At 39.5% G+C, this 23,365-nt stretch carries 20 protein-coding genes and 2 other annotated features; of the genes, 1 reads left to right on the forward strand and 19 read right to left on the reverse strand.

Annotation, left to right across the window (positions count from 1 at the left end):
- Positions 1–11 precede the first annotated feature (11 nt).
- Entirely contained in the window at positions 12–1,712 is a 1,701-nt protein-coding gene (gene argS, locus Gferi_RS04020; protein WP_069974366.1) for an arginine--tRNA ligase, read from the reverse strand.
- 58 nt (positions 1,713–1,770) lie between these two features.
- Positions 1,771–1,991, reverse strand: a binding site (T-box leader).
- Positions 1,992–2,113: 122 nt separating this feature from the next.
- On the opposite strand from argS, the gene Gferi_RS04025 reads away from it, so the two are divergent.
- Entirely contained in the window at positions 2,114–3,544 is a 1,431-nt protein-coding gene (locus Gferi_RS04025) for a rhomboid family intramembrane serine protease (protein WP_069974367.1), read from the forward strand.
- A 31-nt stretch (positions 3,545–3,575) separates the two neighbouring features.
- Here Gferi_RS04025 and Gferi_RS04030 read toward each other — a convergent pair whose 3' ends face one another.
- From Gferi_RS04030 to Gferi_RS04110, 18 genes are all read right to left on the reverse strand, one after another.
- Entirely contained in the window at positions 3,576–4,157 is a 582-nt protein-coding gene (locus tag Gferi_RS04030; protein WP_069974368.1) for a GerMN domain-containing protein, read from the reverse strand.
- Between the two features lie 31 nt (positions 4,158–4,188).
- Positions 4,189–4,653 carry a DUF523 domain-containing protein gene (locus tag Gferi_RS04035; RefSeq protein WP_069974369.1) on the reverse strand — a complete coding sequence of 155 codons (465 nt, stop codon included), beginning with the start codon at positions 4,651–4,653 and terminating at the stop codon, positions 4,189–4,191.
- A gap of 144 nt (positions 4,654–4,797) precedes the next feature.
- The gene (locus Gferi_RS04040) at positions 4,798–5,163 is read right to left on the reverse strand and encodes a hypothetical protein (RefSeq protein WP_069974370.1); all 366 of its coding nucleotides are present in this window, start codon (positions 5,161–5,163) and stop codon (positions 4,798–4,800) included.
- A 19-nt stretch (positions 5,164–5,182) separates the two neighbouring features.
- Positions 5,183–7,561 carry an endonuclease MutS2 gene (locus tag Gferi_RS04045; RefSeq protein WP_069974371.1) on the reverse strand — a complete coding sequence of 793 codons (2,379 nt, stop codon included), beginning with the start codon at positions 7,559–7,561 and terminating at the stop codon, positions 5,183–5,185.
- Between the two features lie 38 nt (positions 7,562–7,599).
- Positions 7,600–10,074, reverse strand: coding sequence for a DUF3656 domain-containing U32 family peptidase (locus Gferi_RS04050; protein WP_069974372.1), 2,475 nt, complete (start codon positions 10,072–10,074; stop codon positions 7,600–7,602).
- Positions 10,075–10,165: 91 nt separating this feature from the next.
- A complete protein-coding gene (gene zapA, locus Gferi_RS04055; protein WP_069974373.1) occupies positions 10,166–10,738 on the reverse strand; it encodes a cell division protein ZapA in 573 nt (190 codons plus the stop codon).
- Between the two features lie 247 nt (positions 10,739–10,985).
- A complete protein-coding gene (gene pheT, locus Gferi_RS04060; protein ID WP_069974374.1) occupies positions 10,986–13,382 on the reverse strand; it encodes a phenylalanine--tRNA ligase subunit beta in 2,397 nt (798 codons plus the stop codon).
- Positions 13,383–13,409: 27 nt separating this feature from the next.
- Positions 13,410–14,429 carry a phenylalanine--tRNA ligase subunit alpha gene (gene pheS, locus Gferi_RS04065; protein WP_069981291.1) on the reverse strand — a complete coding sequence of 340 codons (1,020 nt, stop codon included), beginning with the start codon at positions 14,427–14,429 and terminating at the stop codon, positions 13,410–13,412.
- A gap of 106 nt (positions 14,430–14,535) precedes the next feature.
- Positions 14,536–14,756, reverse strand: a binding site (T-box leader).
- 10 nt (positions 14,757–14,766) lie between these two features.
- Positions 14,767–14,859: a YqzL family protein gene (locus Gferi_RS29385; RefSeq protein ID WP_083273357.1), complete on the reverse strand. Its 93-nt coding sequence runs from the start codon at positions 14,857–14,859 to the stop codon at positions 14,767–14,769.
- A 117-nt stretch (positions 14,860–14,976) separates the two neighbouring features.
- Entirely contained in the window at positions 14,977–15,780 is an 804-nt protein-coding gene (locus Gferi_RS04070; protein WP_083273358.1) for a TrmH family RNA methyltransferase, read from the reverse strand.
- A gap of 18 nt (positions 15,781–15,798) precedes the next feature.
- Entirely contained in the window at positions 15,799–16,449 is a 651-nt protein-coding gene (locus Gferi_RS04075) for a potassium channel family protein (RefSeq protein WP_069974375.1), read from the reverse strand.
- Between the two features lie 12 nt (positions 16,450–16,461).
- Positions 16,462–17,766: a TrkH family potassium uptake protein gene (locus tag Gferi_RS04080; RefSeq protein ID WP_069981293.1), complete on the reverse strand. Its 1,305-nt coding sequence runs from the start codon at positions 17,764–17,766 to the stop codon at positions 16,462–16,464.
- 218 nt (positions 17,767–17,984) lie between these two features.
- Positions 17,985–18,344: a 50S ribosomal protein L20 gene (gene rplT, locus Gferi_RS04085; RefSeq protein WP_069974376.1), complete on the reverse strand. Its 360-nt coding sequence runs from the start codon at positions 18,342–18,344 to the stop codon at positions 17,985–17,987.
- A gap of 27 nt (positions 18,345–18,371) precedes the next feature.
- Entirely contained in the window at positions 18,372–18,569 is a 198-nt protein-coding gene (rpmI, locus tag Gferi_RS04090; protein WP_069974377.1) for a 50S ribosomal protein L35, read from the reverse strand.
- Between the two features lie 23 nt (positions 18,570–18,592).
- Positions 18,593–19,123 (reverse strand): translation initiation factor IF-3, encoded by a 531-nt coding sequence (gene infC, locus Gferi_RS04095; RefSeq protein WP_069974378.1) that lies wholly within the window; start codon positions 19,121–19,123, stop codon positions 18,593–18,595.
- A 221-nt stretch (positions 19,124–19,344) separates the two neighbouring features.
- On the reverse strand, positions 19,345–20,643 hold the full coding sequence (locus Gferi_RS04100) for an ABC transporter permease subunit (RefSeq protein ID WP_236932689.1): 1,299 nt from the start codon (positions 20,641–20,643) through the stop codon (positions 19,345–19,347).
- Position 20,644: 1 nt separating this feature from the next.
- Positions 20,645–21,688, reverse strand: a complete 1,044-nt coding sequence (locus Gferi_RS04105; RefSeq protein WP_069974379.1) for an ABC transporter permease subunit — start codon at positions 21,686–21,688, stop codon at positions 20,645–20,647.
- Complete coding sequence (locus Gferi_RS04110; RefSeq protein WP_207645795.1) at positions 21,685–23,292, reverse strand: sugar ABC transporter ATP-binding protein; 1,608 nt, start codon at positions 23,290–23,292, stop codon at positions 21,685–21,687. The genes Gferi_RS04105 and Gferi_RS04110 overlap by 4 nt, the downstream gene beginning before the upstream one ends.
- Positions 23,293–23,365 lie beyond the last annotated feature (73 nt).

A 23,365-nucleotide genomic window follows, 5' to 3' on the forward strand; every position in this document is an offset into this window, starting at 1 on the left:
CTGGCTTTTTGTTACATTCTTTCCGGTGCAGCAACACCCAGAAGGCTCAATCCATTTTGAATAGTTTGCTTTGCAGCAAACACAAGAGCCAATCTTGATCTTTGCAGTTCATGATCTGCTACAATGATCGGACAATCATGGTAGAATTTGTTGAAAGCTTGTGCCACGTCTACAATATGGCGTGTGATGATGGAAGGTTCATATTTTCTAGCAGCATCTTCTACCACACCTGGGAATTGCTGAATTAAACGGATTAGATTCATAGCATCTTCATTGGAGAGCAGACTATAGTCAATCGTATCTGTAAGCTTTACTTCTGCTTTTCTTAATAGACTGCAGGCTCTTGCGTGGGTGTATTGCACATAAGGTCCTGTTTCTCCGTCAAAGGTCAGGGTCTTATCCCAAGAGAACACATAGTCCTTAATGCGGCTGTTGGATAACTCTTGAAATACCACTGCCCCAATACCGATTTGTTTCGCAATTTCGTCTTTGTTCTCCAGGTTTGGACTTTTTGCAGTAATGATTTCTTTTGTTCGTTCTACTGCTTTTGTCAATACGTCTTCCAAGAACACTACTCTCCCTTTTCGAGTGGACATGGTTCCCTCTTCTAAAGCAACCATTCCAAAAGCAACATGTACACAATCCTTAGCCCATTCATTGCCCATCAGTTCAATAATTTTCATCCATTGCTGGAAGTGAAGATTCTGTTGTGCTCCTACGACGTAGATGTTTTTATCAAAATTATAATGTTCTTTTCTATAAATGGCTGCTGCAATATCTCTCGTGATATAAAGGGTTGAACCATCGCTCTTCCGAATCAGTGCCGGCGGCATTCCATAGGGTTCTAAATCTACAATTTCAGCACCCTTAGACTCTTTTAACAATCCTTTTTCCTCCATGATCTCTAATACCCTTGGCATTTTATCAGAATAGAAGCTTTCCCCGGCATAGGAGTCAAAGGCAATCCCCAGCATTTCGTAAACTCGGTTAAACTCCTTTAAACTCTCATCTCTAAACCACTGCCATAGTTTCAATGCCTCTTCGTCTCCATCTTCCAATCGTTTAAACCATAATCTCGCTTCATCCTCTAGACTAGGATTCTTTTCAGCCTCCTCATGAAACTTGATATACAGTTTTAGAAGTGCAGGAATAGGTTCTGCTTCCACTTCTGATGCATTTCCCCAATTGTTGAAAGCTACAATTAGTTTTCCGAACTGTGTTCCATAGTCTCCAAGATGATTAATCGAGATGGTTTCATAGCCCAAAAACTGATAAATTTTATTGATCGCATGTCCTATTACAGTTGTTCGAATGTGTCCGATATGAAAAGGCTTCGCAATATTCGGGGAAGAATATTCTACAATAACTCTTTTTCCGGCACCTTGATCTGATGAACCAAATTTTTCTGGCTGCTGTAATACATTTTCTATAAGGGATTTTGCATAGGTAGTTTTGTCAATAAAGAAATTTAGATAAGGGCCTTCATTTTGTACTTTCTCAAACAAGGCCACCTCTCCAATACTTTCAGCTAACTCTTGAGCGATTTGATTCGGTGCCTTTCTAAAGGCTTTCGCTAGCTTAAAGCAGGGAAAAGCAAAATCTCCCATCTGTGGATTTGGCGGTATTTCTATTAGATCAGATATCTCTTTCTCACTCATAGATTCGATCTTTTGGGATAAAAGGTCGGCGATTTCTTTCTTAAAGTTAATCATTCTTAAACCCTCCTGATTTTATATGTAGTAAAATAAAAAACTCCCGCCTCTAATAAATGCAAGAGACGAGAGTCAATTCCCGTGTTACCACTCTTATTGGTACATATCCTGTACCCACTCTACTCCCTGATAACGGTGGGATTCCGTTTTGTCTACGCTTAATAAGATTCAACAAAATTCTCAGAGGTGCGTTTCAATCTCAGGCTTGTGCCGGACTTCCACCATCCCCGGCTCGCTTTGACAGATCCTGACATCTACTCTCCTCATCATCGAAAAGCATTATTTTGACTAATAATTTACCATATATTTTTATCCAAATCAAGTCTTTTTATGAAACTATTCTACTCTTTTTATTATCTTATGATACAATATCAAGTAAGGAACCTATAGGAGGGTTAAACTTGATTCCAAAACACATTGCTTGTATGACGAAACATTTGATTGAAGATAAGGAGTTCTTCTTATATTTTCACAAACCTGTAGAAGATGTATTTGATCTGGTTTTACACAAACAGCTGTGGCGCGAAAAATATTATCTCAGTTTTGTAGATGGAGACCGCTTTATAGGCAGCTCACTGGATTATCAAAAAAGCGTTCTCTACAATCTTTATTCAGAAGTTAAAATGAAAAATAGGTTCTCCAAGATCTATTTTTACCAGATTATCCTGTTAGACAGAAGCTATTCTAAAGATGAATTAGATAGGCTGGAGCAGCTTTATGCCTGGGTAAAGGACGAAAAAATCAATCTAACGCTTTTATTGTGTCCTGTCCCATCGGATCAAATCCTTACTCTCTTTTCAAATTTTGAAGATCGTGAAAATGTAATTTCTTCTTTATCCACATATGTACCAAATATACCTCATGAATCCATGGCATCTTTTGATTTATTGGAAATTGAGAGAAGTACACGTAAAAACAAGGGCTATGACTTAGGGCAGAAGAGATTTTATCTAACCTTCGTACTAATAGCCATTAATCTATTGTACTGGCTCTACATGGAAATGACGGGAAGTACCACTGATATTTATCATCTGATTGAATACGGCGCTAAATACAATCCCCTTATCGCCAACGGAGAATACTACCGCCTAATTAGCAGTATGTTTATTCATATTGGCCTGCCTCATCTTCTATTAAACACTTATGCATTGAATGTTTTAGGGAAAGATGTGGAACTTATTTACGGCAGCAGTAAGTTTCTCATGATTTATCTAATCTCAGGAATTTTTGGCAGTCTGGGAAGCTTTTTATTTAGCAATGCACTTTCTGCCGGTGCCTCTGGTGCCATATTTGGTCTGATGGGTGCCTACCTTTATTTTGGGGTTCGAAAACCCGCTATTTTTTCTGCCCGTTATGGAATGAACCTGGTAACGCTCCTGATTATTAACATTGTTTTTGGTCTAACTAATGCCAATATTGATAACTATGCCCATATCGGTGGTCTAATAGGTGGATTCTTGGCCTGCTGGGCTTTTGGTTTTCATAAAGAGAGACTTTTTACGCTCAAGCGGATCCTATTACAACTGATGCTTATCAATATTATGATACTCTGTCTTTTTATCGGTGTAAGGATTCATCAAAATACCTCTGAGTATCATCTCCATAAAGGTGTTCAGTATTTGCGTCAAAACAACTACCCTCGTGCTCGTCAGCAATTTGAAGCGGGATTGTCAACAAATCCGAATGCAGCAGAGTTCTACTTCTATCTTGCTTTTATCGCCTATAATGAAGGAGACCCGGAAGGTGCTGCAGCCTATTTGGAAAAAACCTTAGAATTAAATCCCAGTGATTCCATGGCAAAGAAGTTCTTGCAAGAAATTCAACAGCAGTAAAAATAAAACCCGATCTAGTCGGGTTTTATTTTTATTTATCTGGATATAATCCCTGTATGTATTGGAAAGGTTCTCTACAGTCGATTCCATTAATGGTGTCTACCTTTTCTCCCTCAATCAAAATCTGTACCTTCTCATTTTCTGGTTGTACTGTAAGCGCATTAACGATGGTAGCGATGGATAAAAGCGTGTCATTACTAGTCCCCTTCTGCCCCTGTACAAATTCCTTTGAAAGATTGACGACTAGAACATTTTGCTGGCGCTCCACAGATAGTAATTTGGTTCCTTTAGGCACTGCATTCAGGTATTCGCCAAAGCCCTCCGTTTCAATCGCCTCATGAAGGATAAACTCCTCCATGGTTTTATTTTTCAGGCGTTCATCATTCTTTTCAACACTATAGGCTTCATCAAATAAGAAGGGTTTATCCTTATGTCTAAAGTAGAGAACATAGTCCAATAATTCTGTTGCTTCATTGATATTTTCCACCGCTGCTGGTTTGCCTTGCTCCTCATTTTTGTCTTGACCGGCAGCTGGATCTTCCTTTTTGCATCCGGTCAATACTAATCCCAATATTAAAATACATAATACTACAATAGCTATTGTTTTTTTCATATGCATTCCCCCCCACTAAATACGCTAATAGCTACATTTTTTCTATATATTCCCTAAAATTCGACTCATCTAACACCACTAGACCATTATTTTTCAATAATGCAGCGGTAACGCCATCCCCTGCTTGAAGCTTTCGGGAAAAAGTACCATCATAGATCTGCCCACTTCCACAGGATGGACTTTTTGCCTTTAAAATCGCTCCCTTTGCTTTATATAATTTGGCAATCTTTAAGGTTTCTTTCGCCCCCTTTATAAAAAAATCTGATTTATCCTCACCATGACAGTTTAATACCCTTGTCTGTCCTTCCAGCAGCGTTGTCCCGTCACCACCTACAATTTCACAGGGAGGTCTGGGTGTAGACATCCCTCCCAACTGTTCCGGGCAAACTAATACGGCTTTTCCCTGTTCCACAAGGGTCATAAGCTCCTGTTCGCAGTAACTTCCCCCATTATATCGACAATCAATGCCCACTAAGCATGCACTAATCAGAATCATTTTAGTTTCACTCCTTTTTTCGGGTCGACAGAGTCGTCGCCCCCTACAATATAATACTAACCTAGGGACAGACCTATGTGTCTGCCCGCTTTTCGGAACGATCACTGATCGTTCCCTACAAATATTTGCGATCGTCAGTCGCAGCTACGATTTCTTTTTTTTATCGTTTTTTGTTGTAACCCTTAAAAGGTCATTCTGTATCGCAAATTCATCAGGGGGTAAAACCTTTCGATTGTCCCGCTTGCTCTTATAAAACTCCAGTCCCGCTAAATAGGCTTTCTGTCGAAGCTCCTCATCCTCTGGATTTGCCTCTAAGGCCCGAAGTGCCGCCTTATATTTCTCCAGGTGTTTCAATCCCTGCTTCATACGGCTAATAGCAATCCATACTGCTGCGGCTCCAGCAATTAGTATTCCCAGCAGGCTAACGAAGCCATTTCCCATTTCTGATCCCAGATATAGAATATAAAAAGACAACAGTAGTAAAATAAATCCCCCAAATATGCCCAGCATAAAGGTTCCTCCAATACAATTATTTTAATTCAGCAATGGTTACACCTGTCCCACCTTCTCCATAGGCCCCATCCCGATAGGATTTAACATGTCTATGTCCCTTCAAGAGCTGCTTGATACCATCTCGTAATACCCCTGTGCCTTTTCCATGAATAATGGTAATTTCCCTTAACCCTGCAATATATGCATCGTCAAGATATTTATCTGTGTTGAGTAAGGCTTCCTCCAACATTTGTCCTCGTAGATCCAAAGAGCTCTGAATGCTTTGACTTTTTGCCTTCATGATTTTTCCCGTCCCCACTTTAGAAGCTTTCTCTTTCTCTTCCTTATCTAAACGCAGATGATTAATATTGACATTTACCTTCATGATTCCTACCTGAACTGTAAGATCTCCATTCTCATCCGGCAAAGTCACCACATTTCCTTTTTGGTTAAGGGTTAGAATGACAACCGTATCCCCTAATTTCAACTGCTTCGGAGGTTTAGTATTGATAACATTATCAGGATTTGTCATCCATCCACTGCCCATATGATCCAGCTGATCCCGCAGTTTTTTTCTCGCCTCTTCAATTTTCCGATTCTTTTCCTTTTCTTCTTGCTCTATGGAAAGCTCTCGTAAATCTTTTATCACCTGTTCTGCTTCTTCTTTTGCTTCCTTTAATATTTTTCTTGCTTCTTCTTTTGCCTCCTTCAACAACTTTTCCCGCTGCTGCGCAAGTTTCTCCAGCTTACGCTCATACTCCTCTTTATGCTCCTGAATCATCAGTTTTAGGCGGATAGCTTCATCCTTTTCACGTTCTGCAGTCTGCTTGTTTTTTTCAATCGTTGTGAGCAAGTCCTCAAATTCAATCTCATCTTTTGAAATATATTCCTTGGCCCGATCTACAATATATTGATCCAACCCTAGTCTTTTTGAAATCTCAAAAGCATTGGACTTTCCGGGAACACCAATGAGAAGTCGATAAGTAGGGCTTAAAGTCTCTACGTCAAATTCCACTGATGCATTTTTTACGCCCTTTGTAGTCAATGCATACTGTTTCAGTTCTGTATAGTGGGTAGTAGCAATTGTTCGTGCCCCAAGAACATAAAGATGATTTAATATAGCAATGGCTAAAGCTGCTCCTTCAGTAGGGTCGGTACCCGCACCCAACTCATCCAATAAAATCAAGGCTTTGTTTTCTACCCGATTCAATATTTCTACAATATTTGTCATATGGGATGAGAAAGTACTCAAGCTCTGCTCAATACTCTGTTCATCACCAATATCTGCAAAAACTTGTTGGAAAACTGAAAGCTTTGTTCCAAAATCAGCAGGTACATGAAATCCAGATTGAGCCATTAGGGTTAACAGTCCCACCGTTTTGAGCGTTACCGTTTTGCCTCCTGTATTGGGGCCTGTGATTACTAATGTTTGGAAGTCCTCGCCAATCCATATGTTCGTAGGTACTACAGCCTTTGCATCCAAGAATGGATGCCTTCCATTTTTAATTCGTATTTTCCCAGCTTCGTTTAATTCTGGTTCAACACCACGCATTTGGACAGAAAGTTTTCCCTTAGCAAATAAAAAATCCAAATGAGCCAAAATCTTCTGATTTCCCTTGATTTCCTCTGTTTTCTCTCCAATCATGGCAGTCAGTTCTGCTAAGATTCTTTCGATTTCTGCCTTCTCCTTCAACTTTAGCTCTTTCAGTTCATTGTTCATCTCCACGATGGCCATAGGCTCAATAAATAAAGTGGCGCCGCTGGAAGACTGGTCATGGATTAATCCTTGAAAATTGGCGCGATGCTCCTGCTTTACCGGTACTACGTATCGATCCTGACGGATCGTGATAATCGCCTCTTGAAGATACTTCTGAGTTTGTGCTGAAGATATGATACTGTTGAGACGGCTTCGAATTCCTGCATTTTTAGCTTCAATCTGTCTTCGAATGTTTTTTAACGCGGGACTTGCATTGTCAGAGATTTCTTCCTCACTAATAATACATTCTGTTATTCTGTCTTCTATGGTTTTAAAGCTATATAAGGTGTTAATATACTCTTCAATAATCGGATACCTTCGTTCTTCCTCCTTTGTATCTTTTACCATGCTCTTTAGTCTTCTTGCCGCCCGTAAGGTATCAGCTACCTCTAACAACTGTCCAGGATAAAGAAAGGATCCAATTTCCGCTCTTTTAATATGATAAGAAAGGTCATGGACACCGCCCATGGAAACTTGACCTTTTTGGATCAGTAATCCGCTTGCTTCACTGGTTTCTTTCTGCCATTGAATAACTTCCTGCAAATTTACAGAGGGGGTCAGCTGCTCAGCAACACTTCTGCCAAGACTGGATTCAACTTTTTGGAGCAGCATATTTTTTATCTTTTCATATTCAAGTACTCTTAAAGTCTTTGTATTCATTTCTTCCTCCTTATTCTCCTAATCCACTGCCTCTTATATTACTCTACACCTCTAAAAAAGTGTCCTTTTGTTAAACCTTGCTGCCTTATTTTCTCTAAAAAAGTCACTGCTGTCTTTCCTAGAATTCCTTGCTGCTTCATCAGGTTATCCAGGGTTTCACGATAGGCTTTGATTGTTTGTTCTACTTCCTCTGAATCTTCTATGGTAAAATCTAGACGAAAGTTTGTAATTCCAGCCTCAGCAAGCTCTGAAAGATGTCCTAAAAGGCACAGTTTTTGAGCATTGAGCAAATGAGTTCTGCAGCTTGCATCAGTCATAATAGGAAAAACCTTTCCTAGTCGATCCTTTAATCCAAATTGATTATTTCTACACCTGCTGCAGTTTCCCTCCTTTTGCTTAGGATTCATGACGGCCTCCACCGGACAATGTTCCATTACCATTAACATTAAATAACCCTGTACCACTAATTCATAAGAAACCGCGCAGTTATCCAGGATTCTGCGAATCTGTTTTAGGGTGAGCTCAGGTGAAAGGGTGATTTCTTGTACACCTAGCTCTTGCAGCAGCTTTACAGATCCACTATTAAAAATATTCAAGAAATAATCTGTATAGATTCTCTGTTGTTTGAACCTTTTTGCCACTTCTAATATCCCTAGATTAGATACCATAATTGGCTGGTCCTGACCATAGCTTTCTACAAAACCCCGAATACTGTCCATTTCTTCCTCCCTGGTAATCCTTGAAAAGGCTGGTACTAAGCTTATCCCATGATCCCTTGCCATCGCTATGGCTTTTTTCATTGTAGGAAATTCACGATAATAGATACGGTCTACCTTATATTTTAGTGCGGCCTCTAACTGCTCCATATTGCTAACAGATACATTGAGCTTTAGCAGCGCCTCTGCTTTGTTATTTTTATTTCCTATCCACAGTTTTATATCACTTTGCTGAAGCTTTCTATGTCTTCGGTCATGATATTTTTCTCTTGCTCTGTCCATTTTCCCTACAACTTCTCTTCTCAATCGGTTCAGCTCTCCAATAGGAATGACAGCATCAGAATCAACGGTCATTTCTAAATGCGCCAATTCATAAACGGTTCCTCCTAGCTTTGCCATCTGCTCATGAATTCGTACTTCGCCGGTAGCCGTCTTTAGTGCTCTCTCCACTACATATTCACTTTCCTGTTGGACATAGTGGTTTTCATCATCCCAGAGATCCAGTATCAAGGTTTCTCCAATCACACCCTTTAAGCGTCCATATACTGGAATACACTTTTCTCTTCTTTCATAACTTTCCTTAGCTCTTTTCAACAGCGACAAGTCTGTAGTTTTGTATACAGGCAATTTTCCTTGTACCTGCGTTTTAAAGGGAATCTCTATAATATCTCCCTTTTGGCCCTGATCGCTTCTATTTCCATTGTTAAAAATAGCCTCTACGATAGCTCCTGAATTATCTCCTTCGCGAGCCCAAATTTCTATGCCGTCACCTTTAGCTAAACTTTCTGACAGCTGTAGTTTCAATCGTCTTTTATTTCTGTCATAACCCAGGGTTTCGCCAATATAAATACCCCGATTACTAGGCTTTTCAAAGCTCATTAGCTTATGTCCCCGGTCACCGAACAAATATCCCTTCGTAAATTTGCGATTAAATATTTGCGCTACATCAATCTTGAGCCTTTGGTCTAGCTTTGGTTGTATTCCTTTTTCACAAAATTGATCAATGGCTTTGCGATAAGCTCCAACGATAGTAGCCACATATTCCGGTCTTTTCATCCGTCCCTCAATCTTTAAAGATTTTACCCCTGCTGCCAAGAGTTTATCAACATGCTCTAATGTATTTAAATCTCTTGGACTAAGCAAGTATTCGCCAAAATCATTTTTGATCTGCTGCCCATTTTTCATATTCACAAGGGTATAAGGCATTCTACAGGTTTGCGCACAACGCCCCCGGTTTCCACTTCTTCCACCAATCATACTGCTCATAAGACATTGACCCGAGTAGCTGACGCATAAGGCGCCATGTACAAAAACTTCTAAATCTACATTTGTACTTTCTGCAATTTGCCGGATCTCGTCGACAGGCATTTCCCTAGCCAATACAACCCTTTTGAAACCCAATCCAGCTAACAATTCTACCCCTTCCCGGTTGTGTACCGACATCTGGGTACTGGCGTGAAGTTCAAAATCCGGAAAAAAATCTCGCACAAGCTTTGCAACACCTAAATCCTGAACAATAATCGCATCCGCATCATGATTATACAAAAAGGTTATATACTTTCCCAATTCTTCAAATTCTTCATCTCCAATGAGGGTATTTACCGTAATAAATACTTGTACTCCCCGAATATGACAATAGGCAATCGCTTTTTTTAGTTCTTCCTCATCAAAGTTTCCTGCAGATTGTCTTGCATTAAAAGCCTTACCTCCTAGATATACGGCATTTGCCCCATTTTGTACGGCTGCTTCTAATGCCTCCCAACTGCCTACCGGTGCCAATAATTCAACTTGATTCATCCTTTTCAACTCCTATTTTTTCCATCCAAAAATAAAAAGCAGTAATATTATTATATCACTACTTCCTGCTTGCAATAACCCATTTAAAAACTTACTTTCTTTTCTCCTCATCAAAGGTGTCGATGAAAGCATCTAATTCCTTTCTTGCCTGTACATACTTAATCTGCATCTCAAACAGTTTATTCTGAAGTTCCTCATTGGACTTTAATACCTTCTCCATTTCTGTTTCTTTCTCACGGAGTAAACCGTTTAGATGTTCAATCTCCAACAATAAACTTTGTTGATCATCATTATTTTGACTAACCTGCTTCATTTCTTCTTCCATTTTCTGAATAATCTCCCGGTACTCTTGTCCCTTTTCTTCCATTAGAGAGGTGGCAACTGCCAACTGCGCACGAACATCCTCTAAATCTTTCAAAGGTCTCATCGCTTCTTTCTCCAAACCTTCCAGTTGAGCCTTAGTTTTAAAATAATCATCGGCTATATTTAAAGAGGTCAGCACTGCAACCATGGCCGTACTCAATTTTTTACTCTTCTTTGCTACATCTTCCATCTTATCATCAACATAGTTGGCAACTTTTTGCATATATTCTCTTGGCTCACAACTAACCATAGTATATTCTTGGCCATATATTCTAACAATCACCTTGTTCTTATTACTCATTTTTATCTCTCCTTTTTGCTGGAGTTCTTTATTGGTAATTCTTTAAAAGAAGAAAATATCCTGCTTTTTTAAGTGTATCCATCGAAATATTTTCTAGTTCCTACAATATACCCATATTACCATTATAATATAAAGATGCCTTCTAATAAATACTGTATTCCTTTCTATTCTATGGGAATCTGTGTAAGTGCCTAGGTATAATATGGAAAATAAATAGAATCCGGCAGTTCACCCTGCCGGATTCTATTTATTTTCTCAGCTGTGCATTTAGTTTTTCTTCCAGTGTTCTAACAATTCTATCATGAATTTGTGCAACTTCTTCATCCACCAACGTACGATCTGCTGCACGATAGGTCAGGGAGTAGGCCACACTCTTATAGCCTTCTTGTATTTGCTTGCCCTTATAAACATCAAAAAGCTTTACGCTTTCTAGGATTGTACCACCGTTATTCCAGATGATATCCTCTATCTCTTTTACATAAATACGATCTTCTAATACCAGTGCCATATCTCTTGTAATGGCAGGATATTTCGGCAATGGTTTATATAATCTGTCTAAACGTGTAATTTGCAGCAGTATATTAAAGTCTAGTTCCGCCACATAGGTTCTCTCATCAATATCATAATTTTCCGTTACATCCGGGTGTACTTCTCCCAGTACGCCTAGTATATGCTCTCCATACTGAATATTGGCACATCTTCCCGGGTGAAAGGATGGATGATTTTTTTCAGGCGTATACTGACATTTCCCAACACCGAGCTTTACCAAAAGTTCTTCGATGGTCCCCTTCAAGGTATAAAAATCCGTACCTTTTCCATACATTCCCAGCGTTAAAACCTTCTTCTCTACCGGCAAACGATTCACAGGCACGCTGTAGGGTATAAATATTCTTCCCAGCTCAAAAGCCTTTGCGGACTCAACTTTTCTGTTGTAATTTCGTGCCAGTACCTCCAACATATTCGCAATCAATGTTGTGCGCATAATGCTGTTTTCTTCTCCTAAAGGATTGATTAACTTTACTACGTTTCGCATAAAGCTATCCTCAGCAATACGAATCATATCAAAGCTTCTAGGACTTACAAATGAATAAGTTGTAATCTCATTCAATCCCAACCCATTTAAAATATCCTTACTGTAGTCCTCAATGATTTGACCGTTAGTTTTTGCACCCTGCGTATTTCCCTTTGGTGCAGTATTTGGTATTTCATCATAACCGTAGATTCTTGCAACTTCTTCTACGATGTCGATTTCTTTCAATAAATCTGCCCGATAAGTAGGTACAGTCACTTTCATTATATTTGACTCAATAGCTACTTCTAATCCCAGTCTTTTTAAAATATCCTGAATTTCTTCCGGCGAAAGAGAAATACCCAGCAGATTGTTGATTCGATGGGGTCTGACCTCAATGACCTTTTTTTCTACGGGTTCTGGATAGATGTCAATCGTTCCTTGAACAATTTTTCCAGCCCCTAAGAATTCGATCAGCTGGCATACGCGATCTGCAGCTAAGCGACAGCCATTTGGGTCAATTCCTTTTTCAAACCGGGCAGATGCCTCTGTTCTCAAACCAAGCTTTTTGGAGGTTGCCCGAATATTATCCGCATTAAAATAAGCAGATTCAATTAATATTCTCTTGGTCTGCTCTGTAACCTCGGAGTTTTCTCCTCCCATTACACCAGCCAAACCAACAGAACGCTTTCCATCGGCAATCATTAACATATTCTCATCCAAATTTCTCTGTACACCATCAAGGGTCTTAAATACTTCCCCTTCCGCCGCATTCCGTACGATGATTTTATGATCTTCCAACTGGTCTAAATCGAAGGCATGGAGCGGTTGGCCCATTTCCAGCATAACATAGTTTGTAATATCTACAATATTGTTGATCGGTCTTACCCCGGCTTCCATTAGTCTTTGCTGCAGCCACACCGGAGAAGGTTGAATCACTAAATCTGTAGCAACCCTACCTACATAGCGGCCGCATAATTCCGGATTTCTCACCTCTATTGAAGCATATTCGGCAATATTTCCATACTCCTCTTTAATTTTCACATCCGGATACTGGATTTGGCGGTTAAAGGTTGCTGCTGTTTCTCTGGCAATCCCCAGTATACTGAGACAATCAGGTCTATTTGGTGTTATTTCAAACTCAATGACCTGACCCTCAAATCCTAATACTTTTTTTATATCTTCTCCGAGGGGATAAGCTTGATCCAAAATAAAGATGCCCTCTTTTTGGTATTGGGGAATGACTTTATCTGCGATACCTAATTCCTTCGCTGAACACATCATTCCATTGGATTCTTCTCCCCTCAGTTTTCCTTTCTTGATCTTTACTCCACCAGGCAATTCTCCCCCGGCCATTACAATGGGAATATAGTCTCCAACTTTGATATTATTGGCTCCGGTGACAATCTGTATCACTTCTGTTCCCACATCTACCTTTGTTACAAGCAGCTTATCCGCATTGGGATGAGGATTCATTTCTAGAATTTTGCCAACAACTACTTTTTGAATTTCTTCCCCTAAATGTTCTACTGCCTCAACCTTTGAGCCAGACATTACCAGCTTATCACTTAATGTATTGATATCTAAATCTTCAATATTTACATATTCTCTCAACCATTTTACTGGGACAAACATCCTATTCTTCCTCCTTTTGCAATCTATTTAGAATTGGTTTATGAACCGCATGTCATTTTCAAAGAACAATCGGATATCATCGATACCTAAGCTTAGCATTGCAATACGATCCAAGCCCATTCCAAAAGCAAAACCGCTATATTCTTCCGGATCAATTCCGCAGATCTTCAATACATTTGGGTGTACCATGCCTGCACCTAATATTTCAATCCATCCACTGCCTTTACAGACCCTACAGCCTGATCCTTGGCACTTAAAGCAAGTAACATCTACCTCTGCACTTGGTTCCGTGAAAGGAAAATAATGAGGTCTGAATTTCGTTTTCGTACCCACACCAAAAAGCTGCTTTGCAAATACATCCAAGGTCCCTTTTAAATCCGCCATGGTGATATTTTTGTCTACCACTAACCCTTCTATCTGATGGAACATTGGAGAGTGGGTAGCATCCGGTGTATCTCTTCGGAAACATCTTCCGGGGGATATAATTCGGATCGGAGGCTTCATTTTTTCCATGGTACGAATCTGCACGGTGGAGGTTTGTGTCCTGAGCAGGATATCATCTGAGATATAGAAAGTATCGGATAAATCTCTGGAAGGATGGGTTTTTGGTGCATTTAACGCATCAAAATTATAGTAGACCATATCTACTTCGGGCCCCTCTGCAATTTTAAAGCCCATTCCCATAAAGATGCCCTTTATTTCATCTAATACCTTCGTTAGAGGATGTTTATGGCCCAACTCCAGTTCTTTTCCCGGCATGGTGACATCAATGGTTTCCTTCATAAGTCTTGCATTTTTTTCTATAGCCTTTACACGATTGACCGCTTGCTCTAGCAGAGATTCAATCGCTTCCCTCACCTCATTGGCGATCTTACCTACTAGTGGTCTCTCCTCCGCAGATAATTCTCCCATTCCTCGTAAAACAGAAGTTAACTCTCCCTTTTTTCCAAGAAAACGCACGCGGATCTGCTCCAGTTCTTCCATTGATTGCGCCTGCCCTATAGCAGCTTCTGCAGATTGTTGAATTTGTTCAAGCTTTTGTTTCATTTTGATTCTCCTTCCATGCAATAAATATATTTCAATTTTTTCAACAAAGAAAACACTTTTAAAACAGTCAACCCTTTTTTCCAAAAATAAAAAAATCTTCAATCCCGAAAGGGACGAAGATTTCTCCGCGGTACCACCCTAATAGCTGAAAAGCTTTCAACCACTCCTTAGACGTAACGGCGTCGACCGATAGAACCTACTGCTACTTCAATTCTATAGTTCAAGAGCGAACTTCGGTTACATTACAACTTCGAAATGCTCTCAGCCTTTGACATTTCTTCTCTGTAAGTCTTCCTATAACCTACTTTTCTCCATCATAACAGATCTCACAATTCAGTTAGTTTGTTACTAATTCCTTATAAACCAGATAGGCGTTTATATTTCCTGTTAACATAAAAAGCTTCCAGAATAATTCCGCAGTAGCAAACATAACTGCCTACACCCCTTTTCCGTAGCCTATTTTATAAACATTATAGCACATGAAAAAGAGGTTTACAAGAATTAACAGAATCCATTTTTATAATATTTTTTAATTTTCAGATAATAGCTACCTCATCCGCTGCCTTACTGCTTCATATAATACAATGGATGCTGCTACCGACACATTCAAGGATTCTGCTTTACCCGGAATAGGTATCTTCACTAAAGCATCCGCCGCATCCATCCAGGTAGAAGATACACCATTGGCTTCATTTCCTACTACAATCACCACATCCTGCCGATAATCTACTTCATAGTGATAGGATACAGCATCAAGACTAGTGGTTAAAATTTTAATCTGATTATTTTTTAGAAAGCTGATACCTTCTTGGGAATCTTCCAGCATAAAAATCGGCAGGTGAAAAATCGATCCCATTGTTGCCCGTATGGTTTTAGGATTATATAGGTCTACACATCCCTTGGTCAGCAGTATTGCATCTACGCCTGCACTATCTGCAGTTCTTATAATCGTACCCAGATTGCCAGGGTCTTGTATTCTATCAAGCAATACATAAAAACTATTTTTTTTCTTTGGCAATTGCTCTAGACACATCTCTATTCTCGGAAGTATTGCCATGATCCCTTGGGGAGATTCAGTTTCTGCAATCTCTCCATAAAGTTTTTCAGTCGTGTGATATACCTTCACACCCTGTTCAGCTAACTGTTTCAACAGATTTTCTCCACCTGCAGCACGGTACAAAGCATCACAAAATACAGCATACTTAATCCTTTGCCTATTTTCAAGAGCATCACAAAGAATACGTACACCTTCTATCATGTATTCTTTATGCTTGTCTCTATATTTTCGCCTTGATAGCTGTTTAATATGCTTGATCACAGCATTCTCTGCGGAAAATATTTCTACGATCAATAAACTCACCCCAGGTTCTTATGCCTTGTTTTCAAGCTTCTGTACATCATCATTATGTCCAATCACAACCAGTACATCGTCTTTTCGGATGATGTCCAGTGCATTTGGTGATATGTTAATTTCTGCACCATGCTTAATCGCCATGACATTGATGCCGTATTTAGCGCGCATATTGAGTTCACTAAGCGTTTTACCTTCCCAATCCTTTAAGGCAGAGATTTCTACGATACTATAGTCCGGCGCCAATTCAATGTAGTCCAGTATATTAGAAGATACTAAATTGTGTGCAACACGAACGCCCATGTCTCTTTCAGGAAATACTACGCGATCTGCACCAATCTTATAAAGCACTTTTGCATGAAGTTCATTTTGCGCTTTTGCTACCACATACTTTACACCTAATTCCTTAACAATCAGTGTAATAAGAATAGATGATTGTATGTCAGAACCAATGGTAATTACGGCTACGTCAAAATTTCGTATGCCTAGTGATTTAACAGAAGCCTCGTCAGTAGCATCCGCTTGTACTGCATGGGTTACAGAATCCGATATGTTTTGGATCACATCTTCATTTTCATCAATAGCCAATACGTCATAGCCTAATCCGTATAAGGTTCTCGCCACACTAGAGCCAAATCTTCCACATCCAATCACTGCAAATTGCTTCATTGCTACACCCCTTTATCCAACAATTACTTTTTCTTCAGGATATTTGATCAATCCCTTTTTCTTCTTCTGCTGTCTTGCCACTGCCAATGCTAAGGTAAGCGGTCCTACTCTCCCTGCAAACATGGTAATAGAAACCAGTATCCTGCCTGACAAACTGAGAGAAGGTGTAATGCCCAAGGACAATCCTACAGTGCCGAAGGCAGAAGTAGCTTCGAAAAATATCTCTACAAAGCTAAAATCCTTTTCTGTGATCGATAATACCATGGTCATCAACACAATAAGAAGCATAGCTATGCCGATTACAGCTAGAGAACGATTGATGATATCCCTAGGAATTCTCTTTTGAAAAATCTCCGTATCATCATTTCCTTTAATTACCGATACAATGGTCCAGATTACTACCCCGGCTGTAGTGGTTTTTACCCCTCCTGCCGTAGAAGCTGAAGATCCACCGATAAACATCAGTACGATCGTTAGAAAAATTGAGGCTGTTGTCAGCTGATCTGTAGGAAGGGTATTAAACCCTGCCGTACGGGGTGTGATGCCATGAAACATACCAGACAAGAGCTTGCCTCTCAATGGTAGATTGCCCATGGTTGCCGGATTGCTATACTCTAAGATTAAGATCATAATAAATCCGAGACCAATTAAAGCAGCTGAAATAGATAAAACCATTTTCGTATGTAAAGAAAACCGGGAAAATCTTTTTTTCTGTAAGCAATCTACTACCACAGTAAAACCTAATCCACCAATCACAATCAGAATCCAAACAACTACATTGACCAACGGATCATTGACAAAGGATGTAAGACTTGTAAAATCGCCCATTAAGTCAAAACCCGCATTACAGAAAGCAGAAATTGAATGGAAAATACTATAGGCAATTCCCTTGGAAACCCCGAAAATAGGAATAAATCGAATGGATAGGAGAATCGCCCCTATTCCTTCGATTAGAAAGGTTGCAACCAGAATATACTGGGTAAGTCTTACAATACCTGATATTTTAAACTGATTTAGCGCCTCCTGCATTACCAGTCTCTCTCTTAATGTAATTTTTTTACCCAAAATGAAAAAGATCAGTGTTGCTAGGGTCATAAATCCTAATCCGCCGATTTGGATCAAAAAAAGAATTACCGTTTGTCCAAATACAGTCCAATAGGTGCCCGTATCTACAACAACTAAGCCTGTTACGCAAACAGCGGAAGTCGCTGTAAAAAGTGCGTTTACAAATCCAATACTTTCTCCATTCCTTGATGCAATCGGTAGATTCAGCAGAATACTTCCGATCAATATAACGCTTGCAAAGCCCAACACCATAATTTGTGCAGGATTGAGCTTCAATCGCTCGATTCTTCTATTTACTTCGATAGTACTCACCTCTGTCCAACATTTTCCTATTATTCTTCATTTTATTATTATAGCACTTTCAATCATTTTTTACAAAGGAAGCCTGATATTCTATTATTGTATACAGTTTCACTGAAGATATGAGTGAACGCCAATAAAAAAACAGACTCTTTGCAGAGTCCATTTTATTATGCATTAAGTTTTTGTTTTGCTACGTCTACTAATTGCTTAAAACCTGCCTCATCATAAATAGCCATTTCAGCCAGCATTTTTCTATTTACTTCAATACCAGCCATTTTCAACCCATTGATTAACCGGCTGTAGGAGATTCCATTCATTCTCGCTCCAGCGTTAATTCTGGCAATCCATAGCTTTCTAAAATCTCTTTTTCTCAGCTTACGTCCAATATATGCAAACCGTAAGGATCTCATTACAGCTTCATTAGCAGGTCTGAAAAGCTTGCTTTTTGCACCATAATAGCCCTTTGCAAGTTTTAATATCTTTTTATGCTTTTTCTTCGCATTAATTGCTTTTTTCACTCTTGCCATGTTTTCTACCTCCTTTACAATTCTTTTTTATGCGTATGGTAATAAAATTCTAACTCTTCTTTCATCTGCTTTTGTCATTACAGTAGCTTTACGAAGATTTCTTTTTCTTTTTGCAGATTTTTTTGTTAAGATGTGGCTTTTGTAGGCCTTTGATCTCTTTACGCGACCTTTTTTAGTTAAAGAAAATCTCTTAGCAGCTCCACGATGGGTTTTCATTTTTGGCATTATTGTTTCCTCCCCTCTATCATCTAAGCATTTTTGGGTGTTAAGATCATTATCATGCTTTTTCCCTCTAAAATAGGCTTCTTTTCTACGATGCCTGCTTCTGAGATCAGCTGTGTAAATTTATCCATAACTGCATAGCCCAGATCCACATACCCAGCTTCTCTTCCTCTAAATCTTAGAGTAACTTTTACCTTATCACCACTGGATAAAAATTTTACGGCATTGCTTGCCTTTACACCTAAATCATGTTCTTCAATATTAGGACTCAAACGTACTTCCTTTACGCTGACGATTTTCTGCTTCTTCTTTGCCTCTTTTTCTTTTTTGGAAAGCTCATATTTATACTTTCCAAAATCCATAATTCTGCACACCGGCGGCTTCGCTTGCGGTGCAATCTTTACAAGGTCTAGTCGTTTTTCAGCAGCAATCTCCATGGCTTTTTTAGTTGGTACAATACCTAATTGCTCGCCATCCGCATCAATAAGTCGTACTTCTCTGTCCCGAATCTCTTCATTAATTTCTAATTCTTTAATAATTCTCCACCTCCATTTAATGAATCGTCACAATATGCATATATAAAAGGCGGATGCTTAACACATCCGCCTCACAAGACCATAAACTTATCAAACAAAATATAAGCTGCAAGTCCATATGAACCTTACGAACCCTTGTTGTAAGGTGAGAAGCGGAAAGTCTTCTACTTTCTGTTACCAATAGATTGTATCATGTCATTTCTTGATTGTCAACGCTATTATGTATTTTTTGTTTAATTATACTATGACGTTTTTCTTTTAGCTTGAACCTGATGCTTCCATGCATGAAGTCCTAATGATACACCAATTACGCCGTAAGCCACAAAGGATCTAAAGTATTCTCCAATCTCCGCACTACCCAGTAAGTTCTTACCGGCTTGCGGAGAGACGATGAACAAAGTGTGCAGAAGCAATGTTCCCGTTAATGCCTGGCCGATAGTAGCCTTTGTTACAGATGCCCCACCGATTAAAAGTGCCGCTGCTGCAAACATCCCTACCTGTTCATGACTTCCATAGGTGTTGAGCGTCCCCATATTCTGCAAGAAGATGATCTGCCCCCATGCTGCTAAAACAGTAGATATAATAATTGCTATGACCCGTACCTTATCCACATGAATCCCAGACACCTTGGCGATATGCATATCTTGGCCCACGGTTCTAAATTCCTGTCCTAACTTAGTCTTCACAATAAATACATTAAATAAACATAGCATTCCAATAACTGCAAAAGTTATAATCGGCAGCATTACCATGTTATATACAGACTTCGTATTCATTAATGCAAAGCCGGTCACGCTTATCACTGCACAGATTACAAGATAAACATAATACTTCACGGGATTCTGCATTTTAGACTTCTTCAGAATCACCTTATAAACATAATACATCACCATACCTACAGCACATAATACCCCGAAAATAAATAAAGTTTTACTCATACTTAATTTGAAAATATTGTCTAACGAATATTTAATTGCCATTAAATCAATTGTATTTTTAATTCCGATTCCAGTAGTCAAGACCAGTACTTTATTCTTCATCGGTATGATTGTTCCTATGAAAAAAAGAAATACAAGCTGATATAGACCATTGGCAAAGAAGCCTAAAATCATACTGGTGATCATTTCCTGACCTTTTGTCTTGTTTAACAGTTTCCCTGTCAAATATCCAAAAACAATGGCAAAGGGTGTACACATTACTATGGTGGTGGCAAAACCGGCCAATCCGGTAATTTTCCAGTGGGTTACTGCAATAATTGCAATTTGCCCTGCCATAGCGCCCAATACGATAGCAAAGTTCAGTCCCATTCCGGCCAATACAGGTATAATCAATGCCAGTACAATGAAGGAGTTCCTGGCTACACGGGCAACCAGCTCATTTAATATGTACAGCGGCGGTTGTTTTGCCAGTTTTACACCGATCAGACAGATAATAATGAATAGGATCGGTACCACATTGTCTAATAATAGTTGTCTAACTTTTTTCCCATAATCAGTTTTTTGGTTGGTTGCAATTTCTATCTTTGTGTTCATTTCACTCATCCTACTCACCTCCGCCAGCTTGTGTTAATGCATATAGGATAATCCCATTACTTACGATAATTCTTGCTACTTCTGATAAGTTTCCTTCTGATACCAGCTTATTGGCTACCGGTAATGCTACCGTAAGCAGTGCTTGAAACAAAAGGGTTCCCATAAGTACATGACTAATCTTTGCATTTCTGGTGGAGGCTCCCCCGATTAAAATCGCAGCGACTGGCGGAAATGCCATGTATAAAGGCGCTTGGTATAATTGGAAGAACCCAAAGCTCTGGGCGTAAATGATAATACCAATACCGCCAAGCACAGTTGAAAGAACCGTTCCAATTAATCTAGCCCGATCTACATGAATCCCTGAAGCAGTTGCAAATCTCGGGTTGTCTCCCACCGCCTTCAGTGCAACTCCCATTTTGCTGCGCATAAACATCCACATCAGGAAGCAGGATACAAAGAAAAATAAAATGAGTCCTGTCGGTATTACAACACCCCCGATTTTAAAGGCCATAAAGTCATTTAAAATCCTGTCATATCTGGATGTAAGCGCAATCGTCGTCCGTAATCCTTTACCAGAGATCGGCCAGATAATCTCTCCATTTTTAAAAGGAAGTACCAGCCAGCCAATACACATTAAGGATACTACGGAAAAGCCCACATAGTTTCCTACCATCATCTCTGATCCTTTTACCTTGTTTAGCAATATGCCGTAAAAATAACCGCAGATTGCAGATAGAGGTATGGAAATCACGATTGCTGTAAAAATAGCCTGAAATCCAACTAAATTCATTTCAATACTAATGAGCCCTGATAGGATACCGCAAATAATACCTAAAGGCAAACCAAAGTTCAGTCCTGTTCCCGACTGAATACAGGGAACCATAGCCAGTACAAGAACTCCATTCATGCCAAAACGAACCAGTGTGTCTGTTGTCAATGCATCCAATGGGATTTTATATACAATTGCGCCAAAAATTAACGAAGCTAAAAAGCATATAATAATAATTCTAGGCAATCCAATTGTTTGAATCAAAAGTTTCAGTTTTTCTCTCATGATATTACGGCCTCCTTGCTGCGAAGTTTCTTATATTCCCCGGCCATTGCCAAACCGAAATCCGCATCACTTGCATCTGATTCCAGGATACATTCAATTTTCCCCTCAGTGATAATGGCAATTCGGTCACAGATTGAACGCAGCTCTCCTAATTCACTGGAAGTCATAACGATGGTCATGCCTAAGTCCCGGTTAAGTTTAACCAGTAAATCCAATACCAACTTCTTTGCACCAATATCGATTCCCCGAGTCGGCTCAGAGACAAAAAGGATATTTGGCTCTAGGGTCAGTGCTCTTGCAATACAAACTTTTTGCTGGTTTCCACCACTCAGCCGCCTTGTAATCTGTTGCGGACCTCTGCAGCGTATGTCCAAATCTTCAATCATCTTAAGTGCATGTTCCCGAATGACTTTTCCATCCATCTGATCAAAAAATCCGAGACGCTTTAGATACTTCTTTTGTGCCTGCATCGCTGTAATGACGATGTTTAGCTCGATAGATGTATCTAACAGCAAGCCTACGCCTCTTCTGTCTTCAGATACAAACGCCAGGTGATTGTTCAGGGATGCCTTCGGATTATTTAGTTCAATCTTTTTCCCCTCCAACGTCACGTTACCTTCAGCAGGATACAAACCCATGATTCCGTTGGCAATGCCGATTTTTCCCTGTCCGGCTAATCCTCCCAGTCCAATAATCTCGCCTCTTCGGACTGTCAAATCAATACCTTTTACCTCTTCACCAGGCATTGCTACATGAAAGTTTTTGAGTTCTAAAATTGTTTCTTCACTGTTTCCATTATGCTTTTTCTCTTTACCTAACTTCTCAACCTTTCTTCCAACCATTAACTCCGCCAGCTGCATCACATTGGTTTCTTCTTTTTTCATAGTCGCTACCAATTCGCCGTCACGAAGGATTGTAACATGATCCGCAGTACTCATCACCTCGTCCAGCCGGTGGGTAATAAAAAGAATAGCAATACCAGAAGCTGCGATTTTTTTCATAGCTGCTAACAGCGTATCTGCTTCACTTTCTGCCAAAACTGCCGTTGGCTCATCAAATACCAAGAGCTTCATATTGCTCTTGTCAATTTCTCTGGCAATTTCTATAAACTGCATGTATCCGACAGGCAAGCCTGCTACCGTTATCCATTCATCAATACCGATACCTAAAGTATCCAGTGCCTTTCTTGCATCTTTATTCATCTGCTCTGTATCTAAAGTCTTCAGTTTATCACCCATAATTCTACTAAAAAGATTATGTTTGGTGATCTCCCTATTTAACTTAATATTCTCCGTTACAGTAAAGCCGGGAATCAGCATAAATTCCTGATGTACCATTCCAATCCCAAGATCCATCGCTTCCTTAGGCGATTTCATTGAAACAGGAGCCCCGTCAAAAATGACTTCCCCACTAAAACCTCCTGTAGAATGGATCACGGGCATACCAAATAAAATGTTCATCAAGGTGGATTTTCCCGCACCGTTTTCTCCCAGCAGGGCATGTATCTCACCGGGTTTTACTGTCAGGCTGACTCCTTTTAGAACCTTGTTTCCAAAATATTCTTTTTCGATGTTTTTCATTTCCAGGATCGTCTTTGTACCCACCTATCAATACCCTCCTTCATGATTTTTATGACCATAATTAAATAAAAAAATCAAAATCGCAGTTTAATATAAG

Source organism: Geosporobacter ferrireducens (assembly GCF_001750685.1).
Classification (GTDB): Bacteria; Bacillota; Clostridia; order Peptostreptococcales; family Thermotaleaceae; genus Geosporobacter; species Geosporobacter ferrireducens.